This is a genomic window from Streptomyces sp. B5E4, assembly GCF_039871555.1.
Lineage (GTDB): Bacteria > Actinomycetota > Actinomycetes > Streptomycetales > Streptomycetaceae > Streptomyces.
Genome location: NZ_JBDPMI010000017.1, coordinates 132,198 through 158,795 on the forward strand (window position 1 = coordinate 132,198; position 26,598 = coordinate 158,795).

Consider the following 26,598-nt stretch of genomic DNA (forward strand, 5'->3'; position numbering starts at 1 on the left):
GCGGCCCGCCGCGTACACCGGGTGACGGCCCGTGCACGACCGCGCGGGATGTCAGAGCGGCTGCGTACCGTTGAGGCATGCGATACGGGGTCCTGGGTCCGCTGGCGGTGTGGACGGACGCCGGCGAACCGGTCAAGGTCGCCGAGCGGAAGGTGCGCGCGCTCCTCGCCGACCTGCTGCTGCACGAGGGCCGCACCGTCTCCGCGGGCCGCCTCGTCGAGGACCTGTGGCCGACCGGCAGCCGCCCCGCGAACCCGGCGGCGACGCTCCAGACCCGCGTGTGGCAGTTGCGCCGCACCCTTGCCGCCGCCGAGCCCGGCGCCCGCGACCTGGTCGTCCGCGAACACCGCGGCTACCGCCTCGCCGTGGCCCCCGAATCCGTCGACGCCGGCCGCTTCGCGGCCCTCCTCGCCCGCGCCCGTACGACCGACGACCCGCAGACACGGGCGGCGGGGCTGCGCGAAGCCCTGGCGCTGTGGCGCGGCGGCGCCTACGAGGACGTCGCCGACCAGGACTTCGCCCGCGCCGAAGCCGCGCGACTGGAGGAGACCCGGCTGACCGCCGTCGAGGAACTGGCCCACGCCCGGCTCACCCTCGGCGAGCACGGCCCGCTCGCCGCCGATCTCGCCGATCTCGTCGGCCGCCATCCGCTGCGCGAACGGCTGCGCGCCGCCCACATGACGGCGCTGTACCGGGCGGGACGGCAGAGCGACGCCCTCGCCTCCTACGGCGACCTGCGCCGGCACCTGGCCCGCGAACTGGGCCTGGAGCCCGGCCCGGAGGTGGCGTCGCTGCAACGCGCGATCCTGGCGCAGGACCCGGCGCTGCTGGCGGGGCCGCGCGGGCGGGGGCAACGGACGGCGGGCAGCGGCACGGCGGCGGACGCGGCGACCGCGGGCGCGGGGTCGGCGGGCGCTGGGCCGGCGGGCACGGGCACGACCGGCACGAGCAAGACCGGCCCCGGTGCCACAGCGGGCGCAGCCGCTCCGGCCCCGGGTGCGACGAGCACGGCCCCCGGCACACCCCCCGAGCCCGCCCCGCAGCCGTCCAACCTCCCCGCGCCCGTCACCGAACTCATCGGCCGCGACCGCGAACTCACCGACGTACGCAAACTCCTCCACACCGAACGGCTCGTCACCCTCGCCGGCCCCGGCGGCGTCGGCAAGACCCGGCTCGCCCTCGAAGCCGCCGCCCAGGCCCTCACCGACGCCCCCGCCGGCCTTCCCGGCGACTTCCCCGACGGCGTGTGGCTCGCCGAACTCGCCGGCCGCCGCTGCTACGACGACCCCGCCGACGTCATCGCCCAGGCCCTCGGCGTCCACGACACCGAAGGCCGCCCCACCCACGACGTCCTCGCCGACGCCGTACGCGCCAAACGGCTCCTCCTCGTCCTCGACAACTGCGAGCACCTCGTCGAGTCCGTCGCCCCGCTCGCCGCCCGCCTCCTGCGCGCCGCCCCCGGCCTGCGCATCCTCGCCACCAGCCAGGAACAACTGGCCATCGCCGGCGAAACCCTCTACGCCGTACCGCCGCTCGACCTGCCCCACCTCGCCACCCCGCCCGCCGGCACCACCGCGGCCGGCACCCCCCTCGCACGCGCCGCCGCCCCCTCCGCCGCGTGCCTGCACGAGTCCAGCGCCGTACGGCTCTTCCTCGCCCGCGCCGCCGCCGCGGCCCCCGGCTTCCAGCTCGAACCCGGCAACGCCGCCGCCGTCGCCGCCGTCTGCCGCCGCCTCGACGGCATCCCCCTCGCCCTCGAACTCGCCGCCACCCGCGTCCGCGCCCTCGGCGTCCACCGCCTCGCCGAACGCCTCGACGACCGCTTCCGCGTCCTCGCCGCCGCCGGCACCCGCCGGGACGCGCCCGAACGGCAGCGCACCCTCCGCGCGACGATCGCATGGAGCTGGGAACTCCTCACCCCCGACGAACAGGCCGTCCTGCGCCGGCTGTCCGTCTTCGCCACCGGCACCACCCTGCCCGCCGCCGAAGCCGTCTGCGCCGGTACGGACCTCGACCCCGCCGACGTCGCCGACCTCCTCGCCCGCCTCGTCGACCGCTCCCTCGTCGTCACCGCTCCCGGCCCCGAAGGCCCTCGCTACGGGCTGCTGGAATCGGTCGCCGCCTACGGCCTGGAAGAACTGACCGCCGCCGGCGAACACCCCCGCGCGCTACGCGACCACGCCACCCACTACGCCGGCCTCGCCGAGCGCGCCGCCCCCCACCTCTCCACCCGCGCCCAGACCCGCTGGCTCACCGTCCTCGACGCCGAGGCGGCCAACCTGCGCCGCGCCCTGGACACCGCCACCACGACGGGCGACGCCGCCCTGGCGCTGCGCCTGGCGAACTCCCTGGCGTGGTACTGGTTCCTGCGCGGCCGCCACCGCGAAGGCACGAGAGCGCTGACGCGCGCCCTGGAAACGGGCACGGCGGCCCGCCCCCCGGACGGCCAGGCCGCCGACGTCACCGTGCTGCGGGTCACAGCCGCCGCCTGGCACGCCGGCTTCGCCCTGCTCGGCTCCGCGATCCGCACCCCGGCCAGGCCGGGCGAGCCCGGCGGAGCCGGTACGGACGGAACGTACGAGACGCCCCCGGAGAACGAGACGCACGAGGACGGCGCCCCCCACTCGCCGAGTGACGAACCGGAGTTCCCCGGGAGCGACGCCGACACGCGCGCGGTGTGGTTCCTCGCCCAAGCCGAGGCCAACTTCGGCAGCATCCCCCGCGCCGGAGCACTCGCCGACAGGGTGCTGGCCGAGTTCCGTACCCGCGGGGACCGCTGGGGCGAGGCCGCCGCGCTCGTCGTGCAGGCGACCGTGGCGCTCTTCCGCGGTGAACTGGCCGCCCTCGCACGGAACTCCGCGACCGCCGCCGGCATCTTCGACGACCTGGGCGAGGACTGGGGCCGGCTCGAAGCCGGCGAGGCCATGGCCGAGCACGCCGAGATCACCGGCGACTACGCGCGCGCCGCGCGCCTCCACCGCGACGACGCCCGCCGGGCGGCGGAACTCGGCCTGTGGGCCCAGCAGTCGTACCGCCTCACCGGGCTCGGGCGGATCACGATGCTCACCGGCGACCTGACCGAGTCCCGGCGGCTGCACGAGCAGGCCATGGCGCTGGCCGTCGCGCACTTCGACCCGGTCGGCGAGGAGTTCGCCGAGATCGGCCTCGGCATGGTCGCCCGCAGGGCCGGCCGGCCCGAGGCCGCCGAGGCGCACCTGCGCCCCTGGCTGCTGTGGTGGCGCGGACTCGACTGCTCCGCCGCCCCGCGCGGCGTGGCGCTGATCGCGGCGGAACTGGGCTTCATCGCCGAGCAGCGCGGCGACGCGGAGGAGGCGCGCGCCCTCCAGCGCGAGGGGCTGGCGGCGGCGCTCGCCTCACAGGACCCGCGGGCCGCGGCGCTGGCGCTGGAAGGGCTGGCCGGCGTCGAGACGCTCACCGGCAACCACCTGCCCGCCGCCCGCCTCCTCGGCACCGCCGCCGCCCTCCGCACGGCGACGGGCGCACCGCTGCCGACGGCGGAACGCGGCGACGTCGACCGCATCACAGCCCGCGCCACGAAGGCCGTGGGCCGCGAAGCCTTCGCCGCGGCCCACGAAGAGGGCCAGAACACCCCCCTCACAGCCCACCTCTCAACCCACGCCCCCAACAATCCCACGCCCTAAGCTTGACGCTTTAGCCGGAAGCACAACGGGCCCCGGTTGCCATCGACTACATTGACGCTCGCTCCCGGTTCCAGGAAACCGACCGCGACCTTCGGAAACGAAGTCGTCGCACCACTTTCATCTGAGAGAGGCTGTTTGTGTGGGACCTGGCGTCGTCTGATCCGCGTGTGGTCGGGCCGTATCGGACTCGTGCGGTGTTGGGCGAGGGGGGCATGGGCCGGGTGCTGCTGGCGTCCGATCCGGCGGGTGGTTTGGTCGCGGTCAAGCTGGTTCGTGACGCTTTCGCCGCTTATGACGACAGTTTCCGGCAGCGTTTGCGGCGTGAGGCCGTGGCTGCGCAAAGAGTCCATGGTCCCCGCACCGCGCGGGTGGTCGACGCCGATGCGGACGCCGGGATTCCGTGGTTGGCTTACGAGTTCCATCATGGGCCGACTCTTCATCGCGCTCTGAATGCGGCGACGGCGTTGCCGGAAGAGAGTGTGCTGCATCTTGCGGCGGGATTGGCCGCGGCCCTTCGCGACATCCATGCTGCTCGGTTCATTCACCGCGATCTGTCGACTGCCAATGTTCTGCTGGCTGATGACGGGCCCGTGGTGATCGACTTCGGTATCGCCAGATCGGCCGCTGCGGCGGCCGATTCGGTGGATCAGACGCAACTCGTGACGGTGACTCGTACCGGTGTGGTGATCGGGAACCCGGGGTTCATGTCGCCCGAGCAGGCCATGGGCATGGCCGACCTCACGCCCGCGAGCGACGTGTTCTCTCTGGGGACCCTCCTCGCAACGGCGGCCACCGGCCGTCATCCGTTCCAGGGCGCCACGAGTGAACAGACTCGCTACAACGTCATGATGGCCACCGCGGACCTGGACCAGGTCCCTTCCGCGATACGCGAGGTCATCGAACCCTGCCTGGCCCGCGATCCCGCCGAACGGCCCGACGCGGCACACCTCCTGAGCACCATCGGGACACCGCCCCCCGTTCCGCAAGTCTGGCCCGAAGCCGTCCACGCCCTCACCCGGCAGCAGCACGCCCAAGTAAGCCGCTACACCGACATCGACCCCACCACCGTCCTCCCCGGACCACACGACCTCGACCCGACCACAATCTTCACCACAGAAGCAGAACCGGGTGCCGGTCCCGGCGGCCCGCCCCCGGCCGAGGCGCCCGCGACGCCTGGGGGAAGGTGGCGCACCGGCCTGCGCGTGCCGGCCGCCGCAGTCGTCGCCGTGGTCGTCGCGGTCGTCGCCGCCGTCGTCCTCTGGCCGAACGGTGGCGACGGTGAAGCCGCGCCGGAGAAACCGGCCGAAGCCGCCGCGGACGTCTTTCCCGTCAGGGTCAAGCACGACTACGGGGAGACGGTCGTCCCGTCCAAGCCGCAACGGGTGGCCGCCTGGGGCTGGGGCGCCGCCGAGGTCGCGATCGCGTTGGGGGAGTACCCGGTCGGCATCGTCGAGGAGGAGTCCGCATCCGGCAGGGGGATGATGCCCTGGGTCGCGCAAGCCTACGAGGACGAAGGTCTCGACGACCCCATCCTCTTCACCGAGGGCGGCTCGACGAGCTGGGGGTTGCCCGAGGAGCAGATCGCGGCGACCGTACCGGATCTCATTCTCGCTCCCTACTCGGGCCTGACCGAGGAGCAGTACGAACAACTCACGGACATCGCTCCGGTCGTGGCCCGCCCCGTGGGCGCCTCGGTGGAACCGTGGGAGGGCGTCATCGCCACCACCGCACAAGCGCTGGGCGTACCCGCGGAGGGCAAGGAGTTGCTCGCGGAGTCCGACGCCCGGCTCGCCGAACTCGGTGAGCGGCACGGGCTCACCGGGTCGTCCTTCGCGGCGGTCGTCAACGACCCGCCCCGGCGCAGGGTCCACGTCTTCTCCGACGCCAGCCCGGTCGTCCGGGTGCTCGAAGGGCTGGGCCTGCGGCCGGCGGACTCGGTGGCCGAGTTGGATTCCGACGGCAACGGCATGATGTACTCCCTGGACTACGAGGACCTGGACCGGCTCGAATCCGATGTCGTCGTCCTGTACTCCACGACGTCCGACTGGGCCGAACGGGATCTGGCCAGCGAGGAACTGAACGCCCTGCCGGCCTTCGCCGCGGGGCGGATCGCTCAACTGTCCGGCACCGACGAGTTCGCCTCGGCCACCTCACCGACGGTGCTGTCGATCCGCTGGCCCGGCGGAATGCCGGTGCTGGCCGAGTCCCTGGAGAAGGCGGAGGCAGTCCGGAACTGACCCCGCGTCTGCCCCCCCCCACCCGCAACAACGGAAGGACCACCTCCCATGCTTCGCCCCAGAGCCGCGCTCGCAGCCGGCATCGTCTCCTTGGCCCTGCTGACCGCTTGTTCCGATAAGCAGGAGGACCCCCCGGCCAAGGACGACAGCAAAGCCAATTCCTCGGCCCCCGCCGGCAAACCGTCGGAGGAGGCCATCGAGAAGCAGGACGAGGTCCCCGACGAGTGGCCGCCGGAAATCCCCTTGCCTGTCGGATACGAGATCAAGGCCGCCTCGGAACCCACTCAGGCCGAGTACCACAGCGCGCAGGTCGTCGGCGTGCCCCAGGAAGCAGTGAGCGCCACGCTCAAGGAATTCGAGGCCAACGGTTTCAAACAGAGCCTCGGTGATGCCATGAGTGAACGAGGCATCTTCAATTACGAGAGCAAGAAATGGAGCATTTCCCTCACTGTTGCCCCGATGGACAGCAAGGGGGAAATGACCACGGAGGACACGGGGGTCTACACGATGGCGTACCTCGTCGGACCCGTGAAGTAGCCCGTTCCACTGGGTCGACAAGGATCGTTGCGGGAGGCTGTTTGTGTGGGACCTGGCGTCGTCTGATCCGCGTGTGGTCGGGCCGTATCGGACTCGTGCGGTGTTGGGCGAGGGGGGCATGGGCCGGGTGCTGCTGGCGTCCGATCCGGCGGGTGGTTTGGTCGCGGTCAAGCTGGTTCGTGACGCTTTCGCCGCTTATGACGACAGTTTCCGGCAGCGTTTGCGGCGTGAGGCCGTGGCTGCGCAAAGAGTCCATGGTCCCCGCACCGCGCGGGTGGTCGACGCCGATGCGGACGCCGGGATTCCGTGGTTGGCTTACGAGTTCCATCATGGGCCGACTCTTCATCGCGCTCTGAATGCGGCGACGGCGTTGCCGGAAGAGAGTGTGCTGCATCTTGCGGCGGGATTGGCCGCGGCCCTTCGCGACATCCATGCTGCTCGGTTCATTCACCGCGATCTGTCGACTGCCAATGTTCTGCTGGCTGATGACGGGCCCGTGGTGATCGACTTCGGTATCGCCAGATCGGCCGCTGCGGCGGCCGATTCGGTGGATCAGACGCAACTCGTGACGGTGACTCGTACCGGTGTGGTGATCGGGAACCCGGGGTTCATGTCGCCCGAGCAGGCCATGGGCATGGCCGACCTCACGCCCGCGAGCGACGTGTTCTCTCTGGGGACCCTCCTCGCAACGGCGGCCACCGGCCGTCATCCGTTCCAGGGCGCCACGAGTGAACAGACTCGCTACAACGTCATGATGGCCACCGCGGACCTGGACCAGGTCCCTTCCGCGATACGCGAGGTCATCGAACCCTGCCTGGCCCGCGATCCCGCCGAACGGCCCGACGCGGCACACCTCCTGAGCACCATCGGGACACCGCCCCCCGTTCCGCAAGTCTGGCCCGAAGCCGTCCACGCCCTCACCCGGCAGCAGCACGCCCAAGTAAGCCGCTACACCGACATCGACCCCACCACCGTCCTCCCCGGACCACACGACCTCGACCCGACCACAATCTTCACCACGGGAGCGGCGAACAGTCCGGAACCGGAACCGGAGCCGGGTGCACCACCCTCACGTTCATGGCATGCGCGGCTGGCCGTCCTCACCCTCGCGGCAGTCGCGATATCCGGCGCCGTATGGATCGCGACCGCGCTGACCGGCCGAGGTTCCGCCGGCGGCGCCGGAGCCACACCCGGGGCCAGCCCGTCCGGTGACTCGGGTCGACCCGATCACGCCTTCGTCGACGTGTCCCGAGGCGACTGCTTTCGCAACAACGGGACCATGAAGAACACGGACTTCGAGTCGGCCGAGTGCGGCGGGGGCGACGTGTTCGAGGTCGTGCGCGCTTTCGACGACACCACCGACCTGAGCGTGTGCCAGTACGTCAAGCAGGTCGAGTGGCGCTATGCCGTCCCCGACCCCGACGTGACGGTCTGTCTGGTGTACCGCCACAGCGACGGCGCCGCCTACAACGCGGACCGGGGCGACTGCGTCGGCAGCGGACCCGGCGGCGCGGCGTGGACCGTGGAGCAGTGCCGGCCCTCCGGCCTGGCGGTCATCGGCCGTATCGAGGGCCCGAGCACATCGGAGGACTGCGAGCGATTCCCCCGCAACAGGAGGGACCACTACTTCACCGTGGAAGGGTCACCTGAGCTGAACGTCCGCTTGTGCATGGGCGTGATCGCACCCGACAGCGCCTAGTAGTGCTTCGTTTGGGTTCTGTCGTCTATCCAGCAGCCGGTCGCAGTGTCCTGTCCGTCCGGCCGTTCGACCAGGAGGGTCCGGGCGGGTAGGACACCGTCCCACCGGTTGCGGCCGCCGCCTGCTTCCCGGGCCGCGGCCAGGGGCTGATTTACCGGCCGGCCGCACGGTCAGGACCGCGAACCGTGAGGTCATCGCGCCTTCGCTGCTCTGCCGCCAGGTCACCTCGGTGAACCGGCCGGCACCGGCCTGCGCGGCGAGGACCGGGACGGCTTGCGGTGGGGTGCGGTACCGGGGCAGCGTCGGCGGCCCGGGCCCGCCGTAAGAGGGCCGGTGGGGCCGGACCTGCTCCGGGTGAGCGACTTCCTTCCCGGTCAGAGCCAGGACACAGGACAGGCCCCCGCTGTTCGAGACCGAGCCGGAACGGGGTGCTGACGCCGCAGCCGGCATCGGCGACCACGACCGGCGCCTTCAACTGCCACTCGCCGAGCGTGTCGAGCAGGCCGAGCGCAAGGCGCCACTTCTCCTGGTGCACCAACCCGTCAGGGACTCCCGCCCTTCGGCACCGAATCCGGCGCATCCGTCCACTCACGCGGCGGACGTGGACACCCACGTCGCCACGGCTCGCTGAGGGCACGCGGCCGACGGCTGGGCGGATGGCTCGGTTCACGCGTGCTGCTTCCGCGGGTGGAGGTCGATGGTGAGGTGCGGGTCGAGCGCGTGCAGGAAGTCGGGGGCGTCGAAGACTTCACCGGCGGAGACGACGCCGATGGCCTTGGTGCGGCCGGTCAGAACGCGCGCGAGGGCCTCGGTGACGAGGGGCGCGGTGACGGCGTAGATGTCCTGGCCACCGGCCGTGGCCCGGCGTTCGGCTCCGCCGGAGCGGACGACGACGTCGACGAGGAAGGTCTGGTTCGAGCGCCCGCGCTCGTCGGCGGCGGTGGGGGCCGGCGTATGCGGGGCGGCGACGTCTCGGGCCGCCTCGGCGGTCATGTAGGTGGTCACATCGGGGATGGAGAGGTGCTGGGTGACCGTGACGACGTCCGCCATCGTGAACTCCCCGATCACCGGTCGGGAGCCCATCGGTTCCGGGAAGGTCCACTCCAGGGTGGGCGCGGCGTCGGTGCGGTGCTCCCACTGTCCGCCCCTGTAGCGCAGGCGGTGGCCGCCGCGCCGCTCGCGGGAGACCGCACCCGAGAGTCGGGTACCCGCGGTGGGGTGCCAGTCGCTGAGCGCGTAGGCGATGTGTGCCTCGTCTGCTTGGGTCCAGTCCCCCATCGCAGCGGTGGCCAGCAGGTCGCCGAGGCCGCCGAAGAAGGCCATGGCCGGAACGATCACCGCTTCCGCGTCCCTGGCCCGCTCGCGATAGTGGGCGAAGGTGTCGAGGTTGGCCTCAAGCTCGGCGGCCACGTCCAGGTAGGGGATCTTCGCGCGGAGCGCGGCTTCGATCACCGGGCCGGCGGTCGAGGCGAAGGGGCCGGCGCAGTTGATGACCGCGGCCGTTCCCGCCAGGGCCCGGTCCAGCGAGGCCGGATCGTCGACCGACGCCTCCCGGGCCTCCAGCCCGTTCTCATCGGCCAGCTCCTGCAAGGTCTGCGCGTTGCGCCCGGACAGCACCGGAACGAACCCACGCGCGGCCAGCTCCGCGACCACGAACCGCCCGGTGTGACCGTAGGCGCCGAACACCGTAACCAGCTGACCTGACCCCATGAAACCGCTCCCGTGTCCCCGGACGCCCGCTGCGGAGTCGATCCGCCGCGGCCTGACCTCCACATCCTGTGCCGCCGCCGACACCCCGCACGAGTGTCGGAAACGACATGTCGCGTACAATTTCGGACGTGCCTGTTCTCGCGCTGGCCGTCACCGACGGCATGCTCCACTACGAACTGTCCGTGGCCGCAGAGATCTTCGGATCCGACCTGACCCATGTCGTGGACCCCTGGTACGACTTCTCTCTCTGCGGGAGCGGTCCCGTGCACATCGGCCGTTTCCGCCTGGAACCCGACCACGGACTCGACCACCTCGCCCACGCGGACACGGTGATCGTCCCCGGCTGGGCCGACACCGACCTCGACCCGCCCGCCGAGCTGGTCGAGGCGGTGCGTGCGGCCCACGCGGCCGGTGCCCGCGTGGCCTCACTGTGCACGGGGGCCTTCGTCCTGGGCGCGGCAGGGCTGCTCGACGGCAGACGCGCCACTACGCACTGGGCGCACACGCAGGAACTGGCCCGGCGTCACCCGTCAGCCGCCGTCGATCCGGACGTCCTCTACGTCGACAACGGAGACGTCCTCACCTCCGCGGGCAAGGCCGCCGCCATGGACCTGTGCCTCCACTTGGTCCGCCTCGACCACGGCTCGGCCAACGCCAACAAGATCGCCCGGCGCCTGGTCGTCCCACCCCACCGGGACGGCGGTCAGGCCCAGTTCATCGCCACGCCCCTCCCCGCCACGGGCAGCCATCCCCTGGGTGAGCTCTTGCCCTGGGCGCTGGAGCGGCTGGACCAGCCGCTGACTGTGGAGCACCTGGCCCGGCAGGCCCGCATGAGCTCGCGCCACCTCGGCCGCCACTTCAAGCACCTCACCGGCACCACGCCGCTCCAATGGCTCCACGCTCAGCGCATTCGCCACGCCCAGGAACTGCTGGAGACCACCGACGCGACCGTGGACACCATCGCCGCCGCCACGGGCATGGGCACCGCCACCACCCTGCGCCGCCACTTCCACCGCAGCGTCGGCGTCCCACCCGACACCTACCGCCGCACCTTCCGTCCCTAAGGGGCCTGTACCACAGACAGCGGCAACCCCGCCGAGCTCCTGCAACTCCCCACCGCACAAGACCTCGACGGGCATGTGATGGGTAACCTCATCCCCGCTGCGCATGAACTGCACCCACGGCGGCAGCGGTTCACGCCCGAGCAGACGCATGGGCGGCTCGCCCTTCCGGCCCGGATCCTCGGCTCGCCGCCGCGAACTACTGCTCCGTCGCCGGGCTCGGCTTCGCCGGGGCCTGAAGGCCGCCGCCCGGTTGGGGGGTGCGCTCGGGGGCGGCGATCTCCTGCCACCACGGCGTCGTCGGCAGCGTCTGCGCCGACGGCTCGAAGGGCTCGCCGGGGCGGGGGATCGCCGCGCGCACGTCCGCTGCCGCCGCGGCGGCGGCGGTGCGCTCCGCGGGCTCCTCCCAGCGGTGCGGGGCGAGGTTGAACGTGCCCCAGTGGATCGGCAGCAGGACCCCGCCGCGCAGGTCGAGATGGGCCCGTACGCCCTCCTCCGGAGTCATGTGGATGTCCGGCCAGTACTCGCTGTACGCGCCGATCTGCACCATCGCCGCGTCGAACGGGCCGTGTTCCGCGCCGATGTCGGCGAAGCCGGGGAAGTAGCCGGTGTCGCCGCTGTGGAACACCCGGTGCTCGGGGCCGCGCACGGACCAGGACGCCCACAGCGTGCGCTGCTTGTTGCGGATGCCCCGGCCGCAGAAGTGGCGGGCGGGCGTCGCGGTGAGGGTCAGGCCCGCGGCCTCGGTGGACTCGTTCCAGTCCAGCTCGGCGATGCGGTCCTGCGGGACGCCCCAGCGCTCCAGGTGGGCGCCGACGCCGAGGGGGACGGCGAAGAGCACGTCGGGGGCGACCGCCTTGCGGAGTTCGCGGACGGTCGACATGTCGAGGTGGTCGTAGTGGTCGTGGGAGATGACGACCGCGTCGAGCGGGCCGAGTTCGCCGATCGGCAGCGGTACGCGGTGGAAGCGGCGCGGGCCGGCGAAGGAGAACGGCGAGCAGCGCTCGCCGAAGACCGGGTCGAAGAGGACCCGGCGGCCGTCGATCTCGGCGAGGACGGTGGCGTGGCCGAGCCAGGTCAGGCGCAGCCCGTCGGCGGGCGGGGCGGACAGGTCGGGGCGCTGTACGGGCACGGGGCCCGCGGGCTTGCGGCCGTCGCGGCGGAGCAGGGCGCGGACCATCTCGCCGCGGGAGCCGCCGCCGGGCTGCGGGCCGATACCGGCGGGGACGGGGTTGCGGAACGCGCCGGCCTCCGGGTCGTAGTTCGGCGAACTGAGAATCCGCGCCAGCCGGGCACCCGCCGGCTCGGCGCCGAACGACGCGGGGCGAACTCGACGCATGGGCTACTCCTTGGTCTCGGACTGTGGGGTCAACGGCGGCGGGGACGGCGGTGTTCCGGGTTACGTGAGAAAGTAGCGCTGACAGATTTTGACATCTGTCAGTTGTCATTCCATACTTGTCACCATGACTTCGATCCCGACTCGCCCCCTCGGCACGACCGGCCCCCGTGTCTCCGCCCTCGGCCTCGGCTGCATGGGCATGTCCGCGCTCTACGGGCCCGTGGACCGCAAGGAGTCCATCGCCACCGTCCACGCCGCCCTCGACGCCGGCGTGAACCTCCTCGACACCGGCGACTTCTACGGCATGGGCCACAACGAGCTGCTGATCCGCGACGCCCTCGCCGCCCGCCCCGGCAGCCGCGACCAGGCCGTCGTCAGCGTCAAGTTCGGCGCCCTGCGCGACCCCTCCGGCGGCTTCCTCGGCTATGACGGCCGGCCCGCCGCCGTGAAGAACTTCGCCGCGTACTCGCTGCAGCGCCTCGGCACCGACCACATCGACGTCTACCGGCTGGCCCGCCTCGATCCCGACGTGCCCGTCGAGGAGACCGTCGGCGCCGTGCAGGAGCTGATCGACGCCGGCCACGTGCGGCACATCGGCCTCTCCGAGGTCGGCGCGGAGACCCTGCGGCGGGCCGCCGCCACCGCGCCGGTCGCCGATCTGCAGATCGAGTACTCGCTGATCTCCCGCGGCATCGAGGACGAGATCCTGCCCGCCTGCCGCGAGCTGGGTGTCTCCGTCACCGCGTACGGCGTGCTCTCCCGCGGTCTGATCAGCGGGCACATGACCCGCGAGCGGGTGCGGGAGCTGGGCGCGCAGGACTTCCGGGCGCACTCGCCGCGGTTCGCGGCGGAGAACGTCGACCGGAACCTGGCGCTCGTCGACGCGCTGCGGCAGGTCGCGGACGGCAAGGGGGTGACGGTCGCGCAGATCGCCGTCGCCTGGGTGCTCGGCCGCGGCGAGGACATCGTGCCGCTCGTCGGCGCCCGGCGCCGTGACCGGCTCGCGGAGTCCCTCGGCGCCCTGGACGTGGTGCTGGACGCGGCGGATCTGGCCGCGATCGAGGCGGCGGTGCCGGCGGGTGCGGCGGCGGGCGAGCGGTACGCGCCGGAGCAGATGGCGATGCTGGACAGCGAGCGGGCGAGCGGGACGTCCGGTGGGAAGTCCGGCGCGTAGCCGGGGACGGCGAAGGGCCCCGGTCCGCCCGTCCGCGGTGCGGCCGTCCGCGCGGGCGGGCCGGGGGCGGGCGGCCGGTGTGTCCTTGTCGGCGGCGGCTGCGAAGCTGGTAGCAGAGCCGACGCCAGTCGGTGGAGCCCGAGAGCCGGAGAGCGCCGATGCCGACCGAGACCCTGACCCCCGAGCACATCCTCGAAGCCACGGAGGACGTGCTGCGCCGCTACGGCCCGGCGAAGGCCACGGTGGTGGACGTGGCGCGGGCGCTGGGTGTCAGCCACGGCTCGGTGTACCGGCATTTTCCGAGCAAGGCGGCGCTGCATGCGGCGGTGGCGGCGCGGTGGCTGGACCGGACGTCGGCGGCGCTGGAGAAGGTGGCGGCGGCGGAGGGTCCTGCGGATGTGCGGTTGCGGCGGTGGCTGGCGGAGTTGTTCGACGCGAAGCGGCACAAGGCGCATGACGATCCGGAGATGTTCGCGGCGTACATGGCGCTGATCGGCGACGGCGGTTCTTCGGCCCGTACGGCCGCGGCGGCCGGCGGGGCGGCGGCGGGCGTGGCGGGGGATGCGGCCGGTGCGGCGACGGTGGCCGGGGTGGTGGCGCGGCATATCGCGGAGCTGACGGGGCAGTTGACGCTGATCGTGGAGGACGGGGTGCGTCAGGGGGTGTTGTCGGTGCCGCCTGCCGCGGCGGCGGGGGATGCGGAGGAGGCGGCGGTGGCGCAGGCGGCGCGGCGGTCGGTGGAGGGGGTGGCGCGGGCGGTGTTCGATGCGACGCGCCGGTTCCATGATCCGGCGTTCGCGCCGGACTGGGAGGAGCCGGGGGTGGCGGCGGAGTTCGCGTTGGTGGTGGATGTGGTGGTGCGGGGGCTACGTCCCTGAGGCGGGTGCCGTGCCGGTGTCGGCGGGTCCGGTTCCGGCGGCGGCCTGGTGGGCTTCCGCGAGGTGTTCTTCGGCTTTGAGCCAGGGCAGGAACTGGGCGGCTCTGGTCCAGTCGCAGCTTTCGCAGCGCAGGGTGCGCCGGGCGCCGGCGCCGGTGACGTGGACGGTGTGTTCACGGCCGTCGGGGTCGATGGCGGTGACCCGGCTGGTGGCCCTCGCGTGCATGGCGCGCCTCCTGCTGCTGGTTCGTGCTGTGCGTGGCTCCTTCTGGCCTGGCGGTGGGGCTCAGTGTGCAGCAAGGGGTGCGCGTGCCGCAGCTTGCCGCGCGTTTTCCGTACGGTCTGCACGCACGGCGTCCGTACGGTCCGGGCATGCGGCTGCCGTACGGTCCCGGTGTCCGCGTACGGCGACGGCGCCCCCCGGCCGGGGGGCGCCGTCGTGGTGTGGCGGGTGGGTCAGCAGCCGAGGAGGCGGCCGCCGAGGTAGGTGCCGACCTGGTCGAGGGAGACGCGCTCCTGCTTCATGGTGTCGCGTTCGCGGACGGTGACGGCGTTGTCGTCGAGGGTGTCGAAGTCGACGGTGATGCAGTAGGGGGTGCCGATTTCGTCCTGGCGGCGGTAGCGGCGGCCGATGGCGCCGGCGTCGTCGAACTCGATGTTCCAAAGGCCGCGGAGGTCGGCGGCGAGGCCCTTGGCCTTGGGGGAGAGTTCGGGGTTGCGGGAGAGGGGCAGGACGGCGGCCTTGACGGGGGCGAGGCGGGGGTCGAGGCGCATGACGGTGCGCTTTTCCATCTTGCCCTTGGCGTTGGGGGCTTCGTCTTCGACGTAGGCGTCGAGCATGAAGGCGAGCATGGTGCGGCCGACGCCGGCGGCGGGTTCGATGACGAAGGGGGTCCAGCGTTCGCCGGCTTCCTGGTCGAAGAAGGAGAGGTCCTGGCCGGAGGCGGCGGAGTGGGCCTTGAGGTCGAAGTCGGTGCGGTTGGCGATGCCTTCGAGTTCGCCCCACTGGCTGCCGGCGAAGTTGAAGCGGTACTCGATGTCGACGGTGCGCTTCGAGTAGTGGGAGAGCTTGTCCTTGGGGTGCTCGAACCAGCGGAGGTTGGCTTCCTGCATGCCGAGGGCGGTGTACCAGTTCCAGCGCTGCTGGAGCCAGTACTCGTGCCAGGTCTCGTCTTCGCCGGGCTTGACGAAGAACTCCATCTCCATCTGCTCGAACTCGCGGGTGCGGAAGATGAAGTTGCCGGGGGTGATCTCGTTGCGGAAGGACTTCCCCGTCTGGGCGATGCCGAAGGGGGGCTTCTTCCGGGAGGAGGTCTGGACCTGCATGAAGTTGGTGAAGATGCCCTGGGCGGTTTCGGGGCGCAGGAAGGTCTCGGAGCCGGCGTCCTGGGTGGGGCCGAGGTGGGTGGAGAGGAGGCCGGAGAACTGCTTGGGTTCGGTGAAGCCGCCCTTGTTGCCGCAGTGGGGGCAGTTGATGTCGGCGAGGCCGCCGGTGGGGGGGTGGCCGTGCTTGGCTTCGTAGGCCTCTTCGAGGTGGTCGGCGCGGAAGCGCTTGTGGCAGGAGGTGCATTCGGTGAGGGGGTCGGTGAAGGTGGCGACGTGACCGGATGCTTCCCAGACCTCGCGGGCGAGGATGACGGAGGAGTCGAGGCCGACGACGTCGTCGCGGGAGGTGACCATGGAGCGCCACCACTGGCGCTTGATGTTCTCCTTGAGCTCTACGCCGAGGGGGCCGTAGTCCCAGGCGGCGCGCTGGCCGCCGTAGATCTCGCTGCACGGGTAGACGAAGCCACGGCGCTTGCTCAGGCTGACGATGGTGTCGATCTTGTCGGCGGCCACGGTGCTCTCTTCATTACGACGACGAAGCGGTGCTCCAGGTTACCGGCGGCGGTGCCCTTGGTTTCAAATCGGGGGCGGGCTGCGGGGGCGGGCCGGTCGCCCCCGGGGTCGGCCGGGGGTGGCCGCGGGGCGGTCGCCGGGTGGCCCGGAGGGTACCGCCCGTACATATTTTTGACAATCGTTTCCATCTTTGATGAAAATGAGTGTCATGAGAGCTTCCCGCCGGTCCATATCCGGTCTCACCCCCGCCGCGGCCGCGGCGCTGTCCGCGGCCGCCGTGCTGGTCCTGTCCGCCTGCGGCGACGGGGCTTCGGGCACCACGACGGAGGACGGCAGGCTGCGGGTGACCGCGTCGTTCTATCCGATGCAGTTCCTGGCCGAGGAGATAGGCGGCGAGAACGCGGAGGTCTCGACGCTGACGAAGCCGGGGACGGAGCCGCACGATCTGGAGCTGAGCCCGCGGCAGACGGGGGATCTGGCGGACGCGGGGCTGATCGTCTATCTGAAGGACATGCAGCCGGCGGTGGACGAGGCCATCGCGCAGTCGGGCGCGGAGCATGTGGTGGAGGCGTCGGAGTTCACGTCGCTGGAGAAGCACGGCGGCGGGGAGGACGGCGACGGGGGGCACGCGGAGGACGAGGGCCACGCGGAGGACGAGGCCGACGGGGGCCACGAGGGGCACGACCACGGCGGCGAGGACGGCGCGGATCCGCATATCTGGCTGGACCCGGTGCGGTACGCGGAGGTCGCCGAGGGTGTCGGCGAGGCGATGGCGGAGGCGGACCCGGACCACGCGAAGGCGTACGAGAAGAACGCGGCGGAGCTGGCGGACCGGCTGCGGAAGCTGGACGGGGAGTTCGCCGCGGGGCTGGAGAACCGGCGTACGGACACGTTCATCACGACGCACGCCGCCTTCGGCTATCTCGCCGACCGCTACGGCCTGGTGCAGGAGTCGATCAAGGGGCTGAGCCCGGAGTCGGAGCCGAGCGCGGCGCGGATGCAGCAGTTGCAGGACATCGCGGAGGACGACGGGGTGACGACGGTGTTCTTCGAGACGCTGGTCAGCGACAAGACGGCGCGCACTCTCGCGGGTGACCTGGGTCTGCAGACGGATGTGCTCGACCCGATCGAGGGCGTGACGGACAAGTCGAAGGGTGACGACTACGTCGAGATCATGGAGGCGAACCTCGGGGCGCTTGAGCGGGCGCTGGGGGCGAAGTGAGCGGGGTCGTGGCGGAGGGAGCGGGCGTGGTGGAGCCGGTGGTGAGTCTGCGCGGTGGGCGGGCGTCGCTGGGCGGGCGTGCGGTCCTGGGCGGTGTGGATCTGACGGTGGGCCGCGGTGAGGTCGTGGCGCTGCTGGGGGCGAACGGTTCGGGGAAGTCGACGACGGTGCGGGCCGTGGTGGGCCGGGTGCCGCTGACGTCGGGTGAGCTGGAGTTGTTCGGGACGCCTCTGGGGCGGTTTCGTGAGTGGCGGCGGATCGGGTATGTGCCGCAGCGTTCGACGGCGGCGTCGGGGGTGCCGGCGTCGGTGCGGGAGGTGGTGTCGTCGGGGCGGCTGTCGCGGTCGCGGCTGCGGCCGCTGGGGCGGGCGGACCGGGCCGCGGTGGACCGGGCGCTTGGGGTGGTGGGTCTTGCGGACCGGGCCGGGGAGTCGGTGAATCGTTTGTCCGGCGGGCAGCACCAGCGGGTGCTGATCGCGCGGGCGCTGGCGTCGGAGCCGGAGTTGCTGATCATGGACGAGCCGCTGGGCGGGGTGGATCTGCCGAGCCAGCGGATTCTGGCGGAGGCGCTGGCCGGGCAGGTGGAAGGTGGTGCGTCGGTGTTGCTGGTGCTGCACGAGCTGGGGCCGCTGCAGCCGCTGATCGACCGTACGGTGGTGCTCGGTGACGGTGTGGTGGCGCGGGAGTACGGGCGCGGGGAGGCGGACGCGGCGGCGCGGGTGCACGATCTGGCGTGCCATCCGCATCCGGGCGGTGCGGGTGAGCCGGCCGCGGCGGACCGGACGGGGCTGCTGACATGATGCTGGAGTTTCTTCAGCCGCCGTTCATGCAGCGGGCGCTGCTGGCGGCGTTGCTGGTGGGGATCGCGGCGCCGGCGGTGGGCATCTATCTGGTGCAGCGCCGGCAGGCGATCATGGGTGACGGCATCGGGCATGTGGCGCTGACGGGTGTGGCGCTGGGGTTCCTGCTGAACACGAGCCCGGTGTGGACGGCGGTGCTGGTGGCGGCGGCGGGCGCGGTGGCGATGGAGCTGATCCGCTCGTACGGGCACACGCGCGGTGATCTGGCGCTGGCGATGCTCTTCTACGGGGGCATGGCCGGCGGTGTGCTGCTGATCAATCTGGCGCCGAACGGGTCGACGGCGAACCTGACCACGTATCTGTTCGGCTCGGTGACGACGGTCTCGGACTCCGATGTGACGGCGATCCTGTGGCTGTCGGTGTTCGTGCTGCTGGTGACGCTGGGGCTGCGGCGGCAGTTCTTCGCGATCTGCCAGGACGAGGAGTTCGCGAAGGTCACGGGGCTGCCGGTGCGGTCGCTGAACCTGCTGCTGGCGGTGACGGCGGCGGTGACGGTGACGGTGGCGATGCGGGTCGTGGGGCTGCTGCTGGTCAGTGCGCTGATGGTGATTCCGGTGGCGGCGGCGCAGCAGGCGACGCGTGCGTTCGCGGCGACGCTGGCGCTGGCGGTGGCGATGGGGGTGGTGACGACGCTGTCGGGGACGGTGTTCTCGTATTACGTGGACGTGCCGCCGGGGGCGACGATCGTCCTGTTTGCGCTGGGGTTGTTCTTGCTGGTCACGGCGTTGGCGGTGCCGCTGGCGCGGCTGCGGTCGCGCGGGGGCGGCAAGGGGGCGGCCGGGGCCGGGGAGCCGGTCTTCGAGGGGGCCGGTGGGCGGGTCGGCGGTGGGGCGCGGTGAGGACGGCTGTTGCGGCTGTGTCCGATTCCCGGGGTGCTGCTGGCACAATGGCGGCTCGTGGGGCGGACAGGGCTTCGAGCGAGCAGCAGGAGGCAAGGGTGACGACCGCAGGTCCCCCGGTACGCGGCCGGTCGACGCGTCAGCGGGCGGCGGTGGCCGCGGCGCTGGCGGAGGTCGACGAGTTCCGCAGCGCCCAGGAGCTGCACGACATGCTGCGGCATCGCGGCGAGTCGGTGGGGCTGACGACGGTGTACCGGACGCTGCAGTCGCTGGCGGACGCGGGCGATGTCGACGTGCTGCGGACGACGGAGGGTGAGGCGGTGTACCGCCGGTGCAGCACCGGTGAGCACCATCACCATCTGGTGTGCCGGGTGTGCGGCAAGGCGGTGGAGGTCGACGGTCCGGCGGTGGAGCGCTGGGCGGAGTCGATCGCCTCGGAGCACGGGTTCGTGGACGTGGCGCACACGGTGGAGGTCTTCGGTACGTGCGCGGAGTGCGCGGCGCAGACGCGGGGCTGACCGCGGCGGTGCGGGGACGGGCGCGCCGTGCGCGCCGCGGCCCGCCGCGCGGGCGCACCACCGGGGAGGTGTGGGGCCCCTCTTCTGCGGGCTTTGCTTGTGCGGGCTTGTGCGGGCTTGTGCGGGCTTGTGCGGGCGGCCCGGCGGGCTGCCGGGGCCTGCCCGCGGTGCGGTCAGCGGGTGTGTGCCTCGTGGTCGGGGTCGTTGGGGATGGCGCCGCCGAAGCGGCGGTCGCGGGAGGCGTATTCGACGCAGGCGCGCCACAGGTCGCGGCGGTCGAAGTCGGGCCACAGGATGTCCTGGAAGACCATTTCGGCGTAGACGCTCTGCCAGATGAGGTAGTTGGAGGTGCGCCGCTCGCCGGAGGGCCGGATGAACAGGTCCACGTCCGGCATGTCGGGGTGGTAGAGGTATTTCGCGAAGGTGCGTTCGCTGACCTTCTTGGGGTCGAGGCGGCCGGCGGCGACGTCGCGGGCGATGCCGGCGGCGGCGTCGGCGATCTCGGCGCGGCCGCCGTAGTTGACGCACATGTAGAGGGTCATGGCGTCGTTGTCGCTGGTCTGTTCCTCGGCGACCTGGAGTTCCTGGACGACGCTCTTCCACAGTTTGGGCATGCGGCCGGCCCAGCGGATGCGTACGCCCATGGCGTCGAGTTCGCTGCGGCGGCGGTGGATGACGTCGCGGTTGAAGTTCATGAGGAAGCGCACCTCGTCGGGTGAGCGTTTCCAGTTCTCGGTGGAGAAGGCGTAGACGGAGAGGTTCTTCACTCCGAGTTCGATGCAGCCTTTGACGACGTCGAGGACGACGGCTTCGCCGACTTTGTGGCCTTCGGTGCGGGGCAGGCCGCGTTCCTTGGCCCAGCGGCCGTTGCCGTCCATGACGATCGCGACGTGCCCGGGGACCAGCTCGCCGGGCAGCTTCGGCGCGCGGGCGCCGGAGGGGTGCGGCTCGGGGGGCTGGTAGGAGCGGCGGTGCCGCGTCAGGGAGGTGCCGCGGATCCCTCGTCGTGCCATGTGCCGTGCTCTCCCGTTCCTCGGCGTGGAGCCGTGTCGTTCCCGTCCGTTTTCGTCTGCTGCCCGGCTTCTGCCCGCCCGGGGCCCGTCTCATGGCGGGCCGGTCCTCCCGGCTACCTTTCGACGTGGCGCAGCGAGCGCAGGCCCCGCTCCAGGTGCCAGTGCAGATAGGCCGCGACGAGGCCGCTGCCTTCTTTGACGTGATGTGGCCCACAGCGGTCGGCGTGGTGCCAGTCGCCGGTCAGGAGTGCGCCGAGCAGCGCGAGTACCTCGGGTGACGGTACGACGCTACCGGGCACGCGGCAATCGCCGCACAGCACTCCCCCTGCGTTGGCGGAGAAGAACCGGTGGGGTCCGTCGAGGCCGCAGCGGGCGCAGTCGCCGAAGCTGGGGGCGTAGCCGTTGACGGCGAGGGAGCGCAGCAGGTAGGCGTCGAGGACGAGCTGGGGGGCGTGGGCGCCGCCGGCGAGGGTGCGCAGGGCGCCGACGAGGAGCAGGTACTGCTGGGTGGCGGGTTCGCCTTCCTGGTCGGTGAAGCGTTCCGCGGTCTCCAGCATGGCGGTGCCGGCGGTGTAGCGGGCGTAGTCGGCGGCTAGGGGGGCGCCGTAGGGGGCGATGGTCTCGGTCTGGGTGCACATGGGCAGGCCGCGGCCGACGAGGTCGCTGCCACGGGCGAAGAACTGGACGTCGACGTGGCTGAAGGGTTCGAGGCGGGCGCCGAACTTCGACTTGGTGCGCCGGACGCCGCGGGCGACGGCGCGGACGCGGCCGTGGCCGCGGGTGAGGAGGGAGATGATCCGGTCCGCTTCGCCCAGTTTCTGGGTGCGCAGCACGATGCCGTCGTCGCGGAACAGGGTCATGGGCCCATTCTTGCCTACGCGGCGGGTTTCGCGCCCGGCGCGGGGCGGGGCGGGGGCCGGCCCCGGGCGGTGGCTGCCCGGGGCCGGCCTGGCCGCGGGGTGCTACTGCGGGTCGACGGTGTCGAGGGGGAGGCGGAGCCGCTGGCCCTTGGGGAGGGTGGCGTTGTCGTTGCGGATGGCGGTCAGCTCGCCGCGGTTGAGGGCGCGGTCGTAGACGCGCATGTCGTCGAGGTAGCCGTGGAAGCGGTTGGCGCCGTCGAGGCGCTGGCCGATGTCGATGCCGCCGATGCCGAACTCGCTGCCGGCGGTGGGTGAGCCGGGCGGGGCGTCGGCGGCGAAGGAGGTGCCGTCGACGCTGAGGGTGAGTTTGCCGCCGGCGCGCTGCAGGGTCACGAAGTGGAAGGCGTTGTCGTTGTACGCGCCGGTGGTCTGGACGCTGACGGCGGCCTGTTCCATCTGCATGCGGGCGATGATGCGGTTCTGTTCGGGTTCGGCGCGCAGCCAGATGGAGGGGGCGTTGCCGCCGACGCCGTAGGCCCACATGATCGCGTGGGCGCCGTTGGTGCGGCCGTACTTGAACCAGCCGGTCCAGGTGAAGTCGCCGTCGCCGACGTCGAGGGAGTCGTTCCAGGGGACTTCGACGCGGGCGTCGATGTGGGGGGCGGCGTTGTCGAGGTAGAGGGACTGGCCGAACTGTCCGGGGCGCAGGTGGGAGCTGCCGCGGACGTAGGCGGTGTTGTCGCTGCCGGAGACGTCGGGGGTGGTCGCTCCGGGGGCGGGGGCGGGGGGCTGCGGCGGGCTGTCGCCCGGCTGGTCGAGGAAGGCGTCGTTGAAGCGGGCCCAGCGGATCGTCTCGTACGGGCCGGCGGTGCCGGCTTCGTAGAGGAGGCCGACGCGGTCTGCGGCGAGTTCGACCATGTCGGAGTAGGCGCTGGGGCCCCAGTGGATGACGCGGCCCTGCTGCCAGGGTTCCCAGGTGGCGCCGTCGTCGCGGGAGGCGCGTACGGACATGACCTTGCGGTCGGCGGGGTGCGCGGGCAGGGAGGCGAGGACTTGGTCGCCGTGGCGCAGGGTCGAGCCCTGGACGACGGGGCTGACCAGGTCGGGGGTGGTGGCGAAGGGCGCGTCGAAGGTGGTGCCGCCGTCGCTGCTGAGGGCGGCGGCGCGGTTGCCGGGGTCGGTGCCGCGTTCGTCGCGGGCGGCGGCGTAGACGGAGCCGTCCCGGCGTTCGAAGAGGCTGAGTTCCTGGGGTTTGACGTCGGGCGGCTGGGTGCCGCGGGTGTCGTCGGCGCCGAGCTGCCAGGTCAGGCCGCCGTCGTCGCTGTAGAGGAGGTGGGCGCCCTGGCGGCCGTCGAGGCCCTGGTGGTTGCCGCCGACGAGGAGGCGGCCGGCGTGTTCGCCGGTGGTGAGCTGGAGGCCGTGGCCGGGTCCGGTGGCGTACCAGCGGTCCCATGCGGGCTTGGAGAGTTCGGCGGCCATGTTGCGGGCGGCGCTCCAGGTGCGGCCGTTGTCGGTGGAGTGCTGGAGGTAGGGGGTGCGGACGGTGTCGTCTGCGCCGGGGTTGTGGGTGCTGAGCAGGGAGATGCGGCCGGTTTCGCGGTCGACGACGGGGGCGGGGTTGCCGCGGGTGTCGCCGTCGCCGGACAGGACGACCTGCGGGGCGCTCCAGGTGGCGCCGTCGTCGGTGGAGCGGCGCAGCACGATGTCGATGTCGCCTTTGTCGGCGCAGCTGTCGACGCGGCCTTCGGCGAAGGCCAGGAGGGTGCCGTCGGCGGCTTCGACGACGGCGGGGATGCGGTAGCAGAAGTAGCCGCCGGTGCCGCCCTGGAAGAGGACTTCCTGGCTGAACTCCGGTGCCGCCGGGGTGTTTTGTGCGCCGGCGTGGGGGGCGAGTGCGGTCAGGCCGGCGCCGAGGACCGCGGCGCACGCCGCCAGGGCGGTGGCCCGCAGGGGGTTTCTTCGGCGGGGGCGGCCTGCGGCTGGTGCGAGGCGTGGCTGCATGGTGCGTCTCGCTTTCGTCGGGATACGTCGGGCACGTCGGGGTGACGCGGACAGCGGTGGATACCCCATGTCCTACGTAGGACGTGGGATGTCTGTCGCCGTAACGTAAAGGCAGCCCCCCGTACGGTCAAGGGTCCGTCCGCAGCTACCCGCAGTTCACCTTCTGCTCATGCCTGCGCCGCTCACCCGACGCCGCGCATCGCCTTCCCGGCGCGCGCCTCGATGCCGCGGAAGTGGGTGGTCATCGCGGCCCGTACGTGCTCGCGGTCGCGGGCGCGCAGCGCGGCGACGATCTCCTTGTGGCGGCGGGCGGTGCCCAGCGGCGAGGGGTCGTCGGCCCAGCCGCGGGCGCCGGCGACGCGGTGGAAGACGTTCCAGAACGCGCCGAGGAGCTGCGGGACCAGGGTGTTTCCCGTCGAGTGGTAGAGGACCTCGTGGAACTCGCGGTCCTCCTCGGGGAAGACCTCGCCCTGCCCGGCGCGGGCCTCCATGCGCGCGACGATGGTGTCCAGCGCGTCGAGATCGGCCTCGGGGATGCTCTCCACCACCCGGCTGATCAGGCCCTCTTCGAGTATTTCGCGGACCTGGAGGATCTCGGTGAGGGCGTGCGCGTCGTCGCCGCCGAGCTGTACCAGGGTGCGGAACGTGAGGCCGTCGGCGAGGGGCGTGAGCGACGCCTCGCCGACGTAGGTGCCGTAGCCGTGGCGGATCTCGACGATGTCGAGGGCCTGCAGCGCCTTGAGCGCCTCGCGCACCGAGTTGCGGCTCACCCCCAGGTCGTCCATCAGCTCGGCCTCGGTGGGCAGCACCGCGCCGGGGCGCAGCCCCCGGTCGAGGATGAGCTGCATGATCTCGCGCTGGATCTGGCCGCCCATGCGCTTCCTTCGGTCCGAACGCGGCCGGGGGTGCTTCAGCTCCTGGGGCATGGCGGTATCGTACGCACAAGGAGGGACATCCTACGTGCGATACAGGAGGTTCATCCGGAAGATGAGGAAGATCCGGGAGTGATGAGCCCCGATTCGTAGCCGATGACCACCAACTGGGCCCGGTCGCGCGCGCCCACCTTGCCCATGATCCGGCTCACATGGGTCTTGGCCGTCAGCGGCGACAGCGCCAGCGACTCGGCGATCTCGGTGTTGTTCAGCCCGCGCGCCACCAGCATCAGCACCTGCCGTTCGCGCTCCGACAGCGCGCCCAGCGCCGCCCCGCCGTTGTGCGTCGCGGCCGGCTGCGGCGCCTCCGGCAGCCGCACCAGGCGCTCGATGAGGCGGGCCGTGGGGCCGGGCGAGAGCAGCGCGTCACCGGCGGCGACGGTGCGGATGGCCTCCAGCAGCGCCGCCGGCTGGGTGTCCTTGACGAGGAAGCCGGAGGCGCCGGCGCGCAGCGCGGACATGATGTGCTCGTCGGTGTCGTAGGTGGTGAGCACCAGGACCCGTACGCCCGCCAGGTCCTCGTCGGCGGCGATGAGCCGGGTGGCCTCGATGCCGTCGAGTTCGGGCATCCGCAGGTCCATCACCACCAGGTCGACGCGCTCGCTGCGCGTCAGCGCCACGGCCTCGCGGCCGTTGCCCGCCTCGCCGACGACCTCCATGTCGGCGGCGGAGTCCACGAGCATGGCGAACGCCTTGCGCACCAGGGTCTGGTCGTCGGCGAGCAGGACACGGATGGGCTGCGCGGTCATGCGGTGCGGCTCCTGTCGGTGAAGGCGGTACGGGCCCCGGTGCGGTCGGCGGCCGGGCCGGCCGGGCCAGCGGGAGCGGCGGAGCCGGCGGGGTCCGCTTCGACGGTCTCGACGGCCTCGGGGCCCGCCTCGGCGCACGGCAGCACGGCGGTGACCGCGAAGCCCGCGGCGTCCGTGCGGCCGGCCGCCTCCAGGGTGCCGCCGACGCTGCGGGCCCGCTCGCGCATGCCGACGATGCCGTAGCCGGGGCGCGCGCTGCCGCCCGCGGCCACGGCGGCGGCAGCGGCCTTCGCCGGGTGGGCGGGCCCGTCGTCGACGACGGCGATGCGCAGCGCGCCCGCCGCCTCGTCGTACGTGACGGCGACCCGCACGTGCACCGCGGAACCGGCGTGCTGCACGGCGTTGGTCAGCGACTGCTGCACGATCCGGTACGCCGCCGCCCCCACCCCCCGCGGCACGTCGCGGACCGCGTCGGCGACGTCCAGGTGCACCTCGGCGCCGCCGGAGCGCGCCGCCGCCGCCAGGTCGTCGAGACCCGCCAGGCCCGGCGGCGGCCGGGTGCCGTCCGTGCCGTCCACGCAGTCGCCGCCGCGCAGCACCTGCAGCGTGGTGCGCAGTTCGGCGCGGGAGTCGCGGCAGGTGCCGGCGATGCCGTCGAGGGCGTCGGCCAGCGCCGTGCGGTCCAGCCGGCCCGGGTCGGCGACCAGCAGGTGCGCGGCCACCGACGTCTGCACGCCGATGAGGGTGATGCTGTGAGCCAGCAGGTCGTGCAGGTCCTGGGCGATGCGCAGCCGTTCCTCGGCGACCCGGCGGGCGGCGGTCTCCTCCCGGGTCCGCTCGGCCCGTTCGGCGCGCTCGACGATGGCGCCGACGTAGTTGCGGTGCACCCGCACCGCCTCGCCGAGCAGCGCCACCGACATGACCCAGCCGGAGGTGCGCAGCAGTTCGGCGCCCTGGTCGGCGTTGCGCAGCGTCAGCATGGTGACGGCGAGGACGACGAGACCGCAGGTGACCAGCAGCGTCCGCACCCGGGGGCCGGCGACGGCCAGGGAGTAGACGGCGACCATCATCGTGGGCGTCGGCGCGCTGTGGACGTTGTCGAGGATGTGGTACGGGGCCTCGGGCAGGACGCACAGCAGGAAGACGCCCATCGGGTAGTGGCGGCGCCAGGCCAGCACCGCCACCATCACGAACAGCAGCAGCCAGCCGAAGGCGCCGGGCCGGTGCGCGGATTCCTCGACGGCGCCGAACCGCGCCAGGCACGCGACGACGACGCCGACGAACGCGGTGAACAGAACGTCCCGGCGGGCCGGCTTCTTCAGCCCGCTCAGCCGGGTCCTCGCTGACTGCATGACCACCATCCTCGCCTACTGCTCCTCAGGCGAAACTCCTCGGTACGGGCAGGCCGTTCCCGCGCGCCCGCACGGGCGCGGAAACGAGCCGGACCCGGCCGGGCGGCGGTCCTTCGG

Annotated in this window: 22 protein-coding genes; 11 read left to right on the forward strand and 11 right to left on the reverse strand. The window is 72.3% G+C overall.

Annotation, left to right across the window (positions count from 1 at the left end):
• Window positions 1–77 precede the first annotated feature (77 nt).
• From ABGA99_RS22010 to ABGA99_RS22025, 4 genes are all read left to right on the forward strand, one after another.
• Window positions 78–3,662, forward strand: a complete 3,585-nt coding sequence (locus ABGA99_RS22010) for a BTAD domain-containing putative transcriptional regulator (protein ID WP_347583266.1) — start codon at window positions 78–80, stop codon at window positions 3,660–3,662.
• 167 nt (window positions 3,663–3,829) lie between these two features.
• Complete coding sequence (locus ABGA99_RS22015) at window positions 3,830–5,899, forward strand: serine/threonine-protein kinase (RefSeq protein WP_347583273.1); 2,070 nt, start codon at window positions 3,830–3,832, stop codon at window positions 5,897–5,899.
• A 48-nt stretch (window positions 5,900–5,947) separates the two neighbouring features.
• A complete protein-coding gene (locus ABGA99_RS22020; protein WP_347577923.1) occupies window positions 5,948–6,436 on the forward strand; it encodes a hypothetical protein in 489 nt (162 codons plus the stop codon).
• 73 nt (window positions 6,437–6,509) lie between these two features.
• Window positions 6,510–8,135 (forward strand): serine/threonine-protein kinase, encoded by a 1,626-nt coding sequence (locus ABGA99_RS22025; RefSeq protein ID WP_347583274.1) that lies wholly within the window; start codon window positions 6,510–6,512, stop codon window positions 8,133–8,135.
• On the opposite strand, the gene ABGA99_RS22030 is transcribed toward ABGA99_RS22025, so the two are convergent.
• Window positions 8,079–8,585 carry a transposase gene (locus ABGA99_RS22030; RefSeq protein ID WP_347577924.1) on the reverse strand — a complete coding sequence of 169 codons (507 nt, stop codon included), beginning with the start codon at window positions 8,583–8,585 and terminating at the stop codon, window positions 8,079–8,081. The two genes, ABGA99_RS22025 and ABGA99_RS22030, sit on opposite strands and share 57 nt — an antisense overlap.
• 216 nt (window positions 8,586–8,801) lie before the next feature.
• The gene (locus ABGA99_RS22035; RefSeq protein WP_347583267.1) at window positions 8,802–9,845 is read right to left on the reverse strand and encodes a saccharopine dehydrogenase NADP-binding domain-containing protein; all 1,044 of its coding nucleotides are present in this window, start codon (window positions 9,843–9,845) and stop codon (window positions 8,802–8,804) included.
• A gap of 128 nt (window positions 9,846–9,973) precedes the next feature.
• Here ABGA99_RS22035 and ABGA99_RS22040 point away from each other — a divergent pair, with 128 nt between their 5' ends.
• A complete protein-coding gene (locus ABGA99_RS22040; RefSeq protein WP_347583268.1) occupies window positions 9,974–10,909 on the forward strand; it encodes a helix-turn-helix domain-containing protein in 936 nt (311 codons plus the stop codon).
• A gap of 196 nt (window positions 10,910–11,105) precedes the next feature.
• On the opposite strand, the gene ABGA99_RS22045 is transcribed toward ABGA99_RS22040, so the two are convergent.
• Complete coding sequence (locus tag ABGA99_RS22045) at window positions 11,106–12,245, reverse strand: MBL fold metallo-hydrolase (RefSeq protein WP_347583269.1); 1,140 nt, start codon at window positions 12,243–12,245, stop codon at window positions 11,106–11,108.
• Window positions 12,246–12,369: 124 nt separating this feature from the next.
• On the opposite strand from ABGA99_RS22045, the gene ABGA99_RS22050 reads away from it, so the two are divergent.
• Together ABGA99_RS22050 and ABGA99_RS22055 are read left to right on the forward strand one after the other, a co-directional pair.
• A complete protein-coding gene (locus ABGA99_RS22050) occupies window positions 12,370–13,419 on the forward strand; it encodes an aldo/keto reductase (protein WP_347577928.1) in 1,050 nt (349 codons plus the stop codon).
• A gap of 158 nt (window positions 13,420–13,577) precedes the next feature.
• Window positions 13,578–14,297, forward strand: coding sequence for a TetR family transcriptional regulator (locus tag ABGA99_RS22055; RefSeq protein ID WP_347577929.1), 720 nt, complete (start codon window positions 13,578–13,580; stop codon window positions 14,295–14,297).
• On the opposite strand, the gene ABGA99_RS22060 is transcribed toward ABGA99_RS22055, so the two are convergent.
• Both ABGA99_RS22060 and ABGA99_RS22065 read right to left on the reverse strand, forming a co-directional pair.
• Complete coding sequence (locus ABGA99_RS22060; protein WP_347583270.1) at window positions 14,286–14,522, reverse strand: hypothetical protein; 237 nt, start codon at window positions 14,520–14,522, stop codon at window positions 14,286–14,288. The two genes, ABGA99_RS22055 and ABGA99_RS22060, sit on opposite strands and share 12 nt — an antisense overlap.
• Window positions 14,523–14,752: 230 nt before the next feature.
• Window positions 14,753–16,135: a glycine--tRNA ligase gene (locus ABGA99_RS22065; protein ID WP_347577931.1), complete on the reverse strand. Its 1,383-nt coding sequence runs from the start codon at window positions 16,133–16,135 to the stop codon at window positions 14,753–14,755.
• Between the two features lie 199 nt (window positions 16,136–16,334).
• Between ABGA99_RS22065 and ABGA99_RS22070 the strand changes: the two genes are divergently transcribed.
• The 4 genes from ABGA99_RS22070 to ABGA99_RS22085 all read left to right on the forward strand — a co-directional run bounded on the left by ABGA99_RS22070 (window position 16,335) and on the right by ABGA99_RS22085 (window position 19,574).
• The gene (locus ABGA99_RS22070) at window positions 16,335–17,357 is read left to right on the forward strand and encodes a metal ABC transporter substrate-binding protein (RefSeq protein ID WP_347577932.1); all 1,023 of its coding nucleotides are present in this window, start codon (window positions 16,335–16,337) and stop codon (window positions 17,355–17,357) included.
• Between the two features lie 26 nt (window positions 17,358–17,383).
• A complete protein-coding gene (locus ABGA99_RS22075; protein WP_347577995.1) occupies window positions 17,384–18,157 on the forward strand; it encodes an ATP-binding cassette domain-containing protein in 774 nt (257 codons plus the stop codon).
• The gene (locus ABGA99_RS22080) at window positions 18,157–19,056 is read left to right on the forward strand and encodes a metal ABC transporter permease (protein WP_347577996.1); all 900 of its coding nucleotides are present in this window, start codon (window positions 18,157–18,159) and stop codon (window positions 19,054–19,056) included. Before ABGA99_RS22075 ends, ABGA99_RS22080 begins: the two co-directional genes overlap by 1 nt.
• 98 nt (window positions 19,057–19,154) lie before the next feature.
• Window positions 19,155–19,574 (forward strand): Fur family transcriptional regulator, encoded by a 420-nt coding sequence (locus ABGA99_RS22085; protein ID WP_347577933.1) that lies wholly within the window; start codon window positions 19,155–19,157, stop codon window positions 19,572–19,574.
• Between the two features lie 173 nt (window positions 19,575–19,747).
• Here the strand turns inward: ABGA99_RS22085 and ABGA99_RS22090 are convergent, their stop codons facing one another.
• The 6 genes from ABGA99_RS22090 to ABGA99_RS22115 all read right to left on the reverse strand — a co-directional run bounded on the left by ABGA99_RS22090 (window position 19,748) and on the right by ABGA99_RS22115 (window position 26,490).
• Window positions 19,748–20,587, reverse strand: a complete 840-nt coding sequence (locus ABGA99_RS22090) for an isoprenyl transferase (RefSeq protein ID WP_347583271.1) — start codon at window positions 20,585–20,587, stop codon at window positions 19,748–19,750.
• 113 nt (window positions 20,588–20,700) lie between these two features.
• Window positions 20,701–21,447 (reverse strand): DNA repair protein RecO, encoded by a 747-nt coding sequence (recO, locus tag ABGA99_RS22095; protein ID WP_347577935.1) that lies wholly within the window; start codon window positions 21,445–21,447, stop codon window positions 20,701–20,703.
• Between the two features lie 102 nt (window positions 21,448–21,549).
• Window positions 21,550–23,448, reverse strand: a complete 1,899-nt coding sequence (locus ABGA99_RS22100; protein WP_347583272.1) for a sialidase family protein — start codon at window positions 23,446–23,448, stop codon at window positions 21,550–21,552.
• A gap of 182 nt (window positions 23,449–23,630) precedes the next feature.
• Window positions 23,631–24,323, reverse strand: a complete 693-nt coding sequence (locus tag ABGA99_RS22105; protein ID WP_347577997.1) for a FadR/GntR family transcriptional regulator — start codon at window positions 24,321–24,323, stop codon at window positions 23,631–23,633.
• Between the two features lie 101 nt (window positions 24,324–24,424).
• A complete protein-coding gene (locus ABGA99_RS22110; RefSeq protein WP_347577937.1) occupies window positions 24,425–25,129 on the reverse strand; it encodes a response regulator transcription factor in 705 nt (234 codons plus the stop codon).
• Window positions 25,126–26,490 (reverse strand): histidine kinase, encoded by a 1,365-nt coding sequence (locus ABGA99_RS22115; protein WP_347577938.1) that lies wholly within the window; start codon window positions 26,488–26,490, stop codon window positions 25,126–25,128. The genes ABGA99_RS22110 and ABGA99_RS22115 overlap by 4 nt, the downstream gene beginning before the upstream one ends.
• Between the last annotated feature and the right edge of the window lie 108 nt (window positions 26,491–26,598).

What these genes read in the sequence shown, in the direction of transcription:
- ABGA99_RS22010 (WP_347583266.1), top strand. Translation starts at nt 78, where the DNA reads ATGCGATACGGGGTCCTGGGTCCGCTGGCGGTGTGGACGGACGCCGGC.
- ABGA99_RS22020 (WP_347577923.1), top strand. Translation starts at nt 5,948, where the DNA reads ATGCTTCGCCCCAGAGCCGCGCTCGCAGCCGGCATCGTCTCCTTGGCC.
- ABGA99_RS22030 (WP_347577924.1), bottom strand. Translation starts at nt 8,585, where the DNA reads ATGCCGGCTGCGGCGTCAGCACCCCGTTCCGGCTCGGTCTCGAACAGC.
- ABGA99_RS22035 (WP_347583267.1), bottom strand. Translation starts at nt 9,845, where the DNA reads ATGGGGTCAGGTCAGCTGGTTACGGTGTTCGGCGCCTACGGTCACACC.
- ABGA99_RS22045 (WP_347583269.1), bottom strand. Translation starts at nt 12,245, where the DNA reads ATGCGTCGAGTTCGCCCCGCGTCGTTCGGCGCCGAGCCGGCGGGTGCC.
- ABGA99_RS22050 (WP_347577928.1), top strand. Translation starts at nt 12,370, where the DNA reads ATGACTTCGATCCCGACTCGCCCCCTCGGCACGACCGGCCCCCGTGTC.
- ABGA99_RS22055 (WP_347577929.1), top strand. Translation starts at nt 13,578, where the DNA reads ATGCCGACCGAGACCCTGACCCCCGAGCACATCCTCGAAGCCACGGAG.
- ABGA99_RS22060 (WP_347583270.1), bottom strand. Translation starts at nt 14,522, where the DNA reads ATGCACGCGAGGGCCACCAGCCGGGTCACCGCCATCGACCCCGACGGC.
- ABGA99_RS22070 (WP_347577932.1), top strand. Translation starts at nt 16,335, where the DNA reads ATGAGTGTCATGAGAGCTTCCCGCCGGTCCATATCCGGTCTCACCCCC.
- ABGA99_RS22080 (WP_347577996.1), top strand. Translation starts at nt 18,157, where the DNA reads ATGCTGGAGTTTCTTCAGCCGCCGTTCATGCAGCGGGCGCTGCTGGCG.
- ABGA99_RS22090 (WP_347583271.1), bottom strand. Translation starts at nt 20,587, where the DNA reads ATGGCACGACGAGGGATCCGCGGCACCTCCCTGACGCGGCACCGCCGC.
- recO (WP_347577935.1), bottom strand. Translation starts at nt 21,447, where the DNA reads ATGACCCTGTTCCGCGACGACGGCATCGTGCTGCGCACCCAGAAACTG.
- ABGA99_RS22100 (WP_347583272.1), bottom strand. Translation starts at nt 23,448, where the DNA reads ATGCAGCCACGCCTCGCACCAGCCGCAGGCCGCCCCCGCCGAAGAAAC.
- ABGA99_RS22105 (WP_347577997.1), bottom strand. Translation starts at nt 24,323, where the DNA reads ATGGGCGGCCAGATCCAGCGCGAGATCATGCAGCTCATCCTCGACCGG.
- ABGA99_RS22110 (WP_347577937.1), bottom strand. Translation starts at nt 25,129, where the DNA reads ATGACCGCGCAGCCCATCCGTGTCCTGCTCGCCGACGACCAGACCCTG.
- ABGA99_RS22115 (WP_347577938.1), bottom strand. Translation starts at nt 26,490, where the DNA reads ATGGTGGTCATGCAGTCAGCGAGGACCCGGCTGAGCGGGCTGAAGAAG.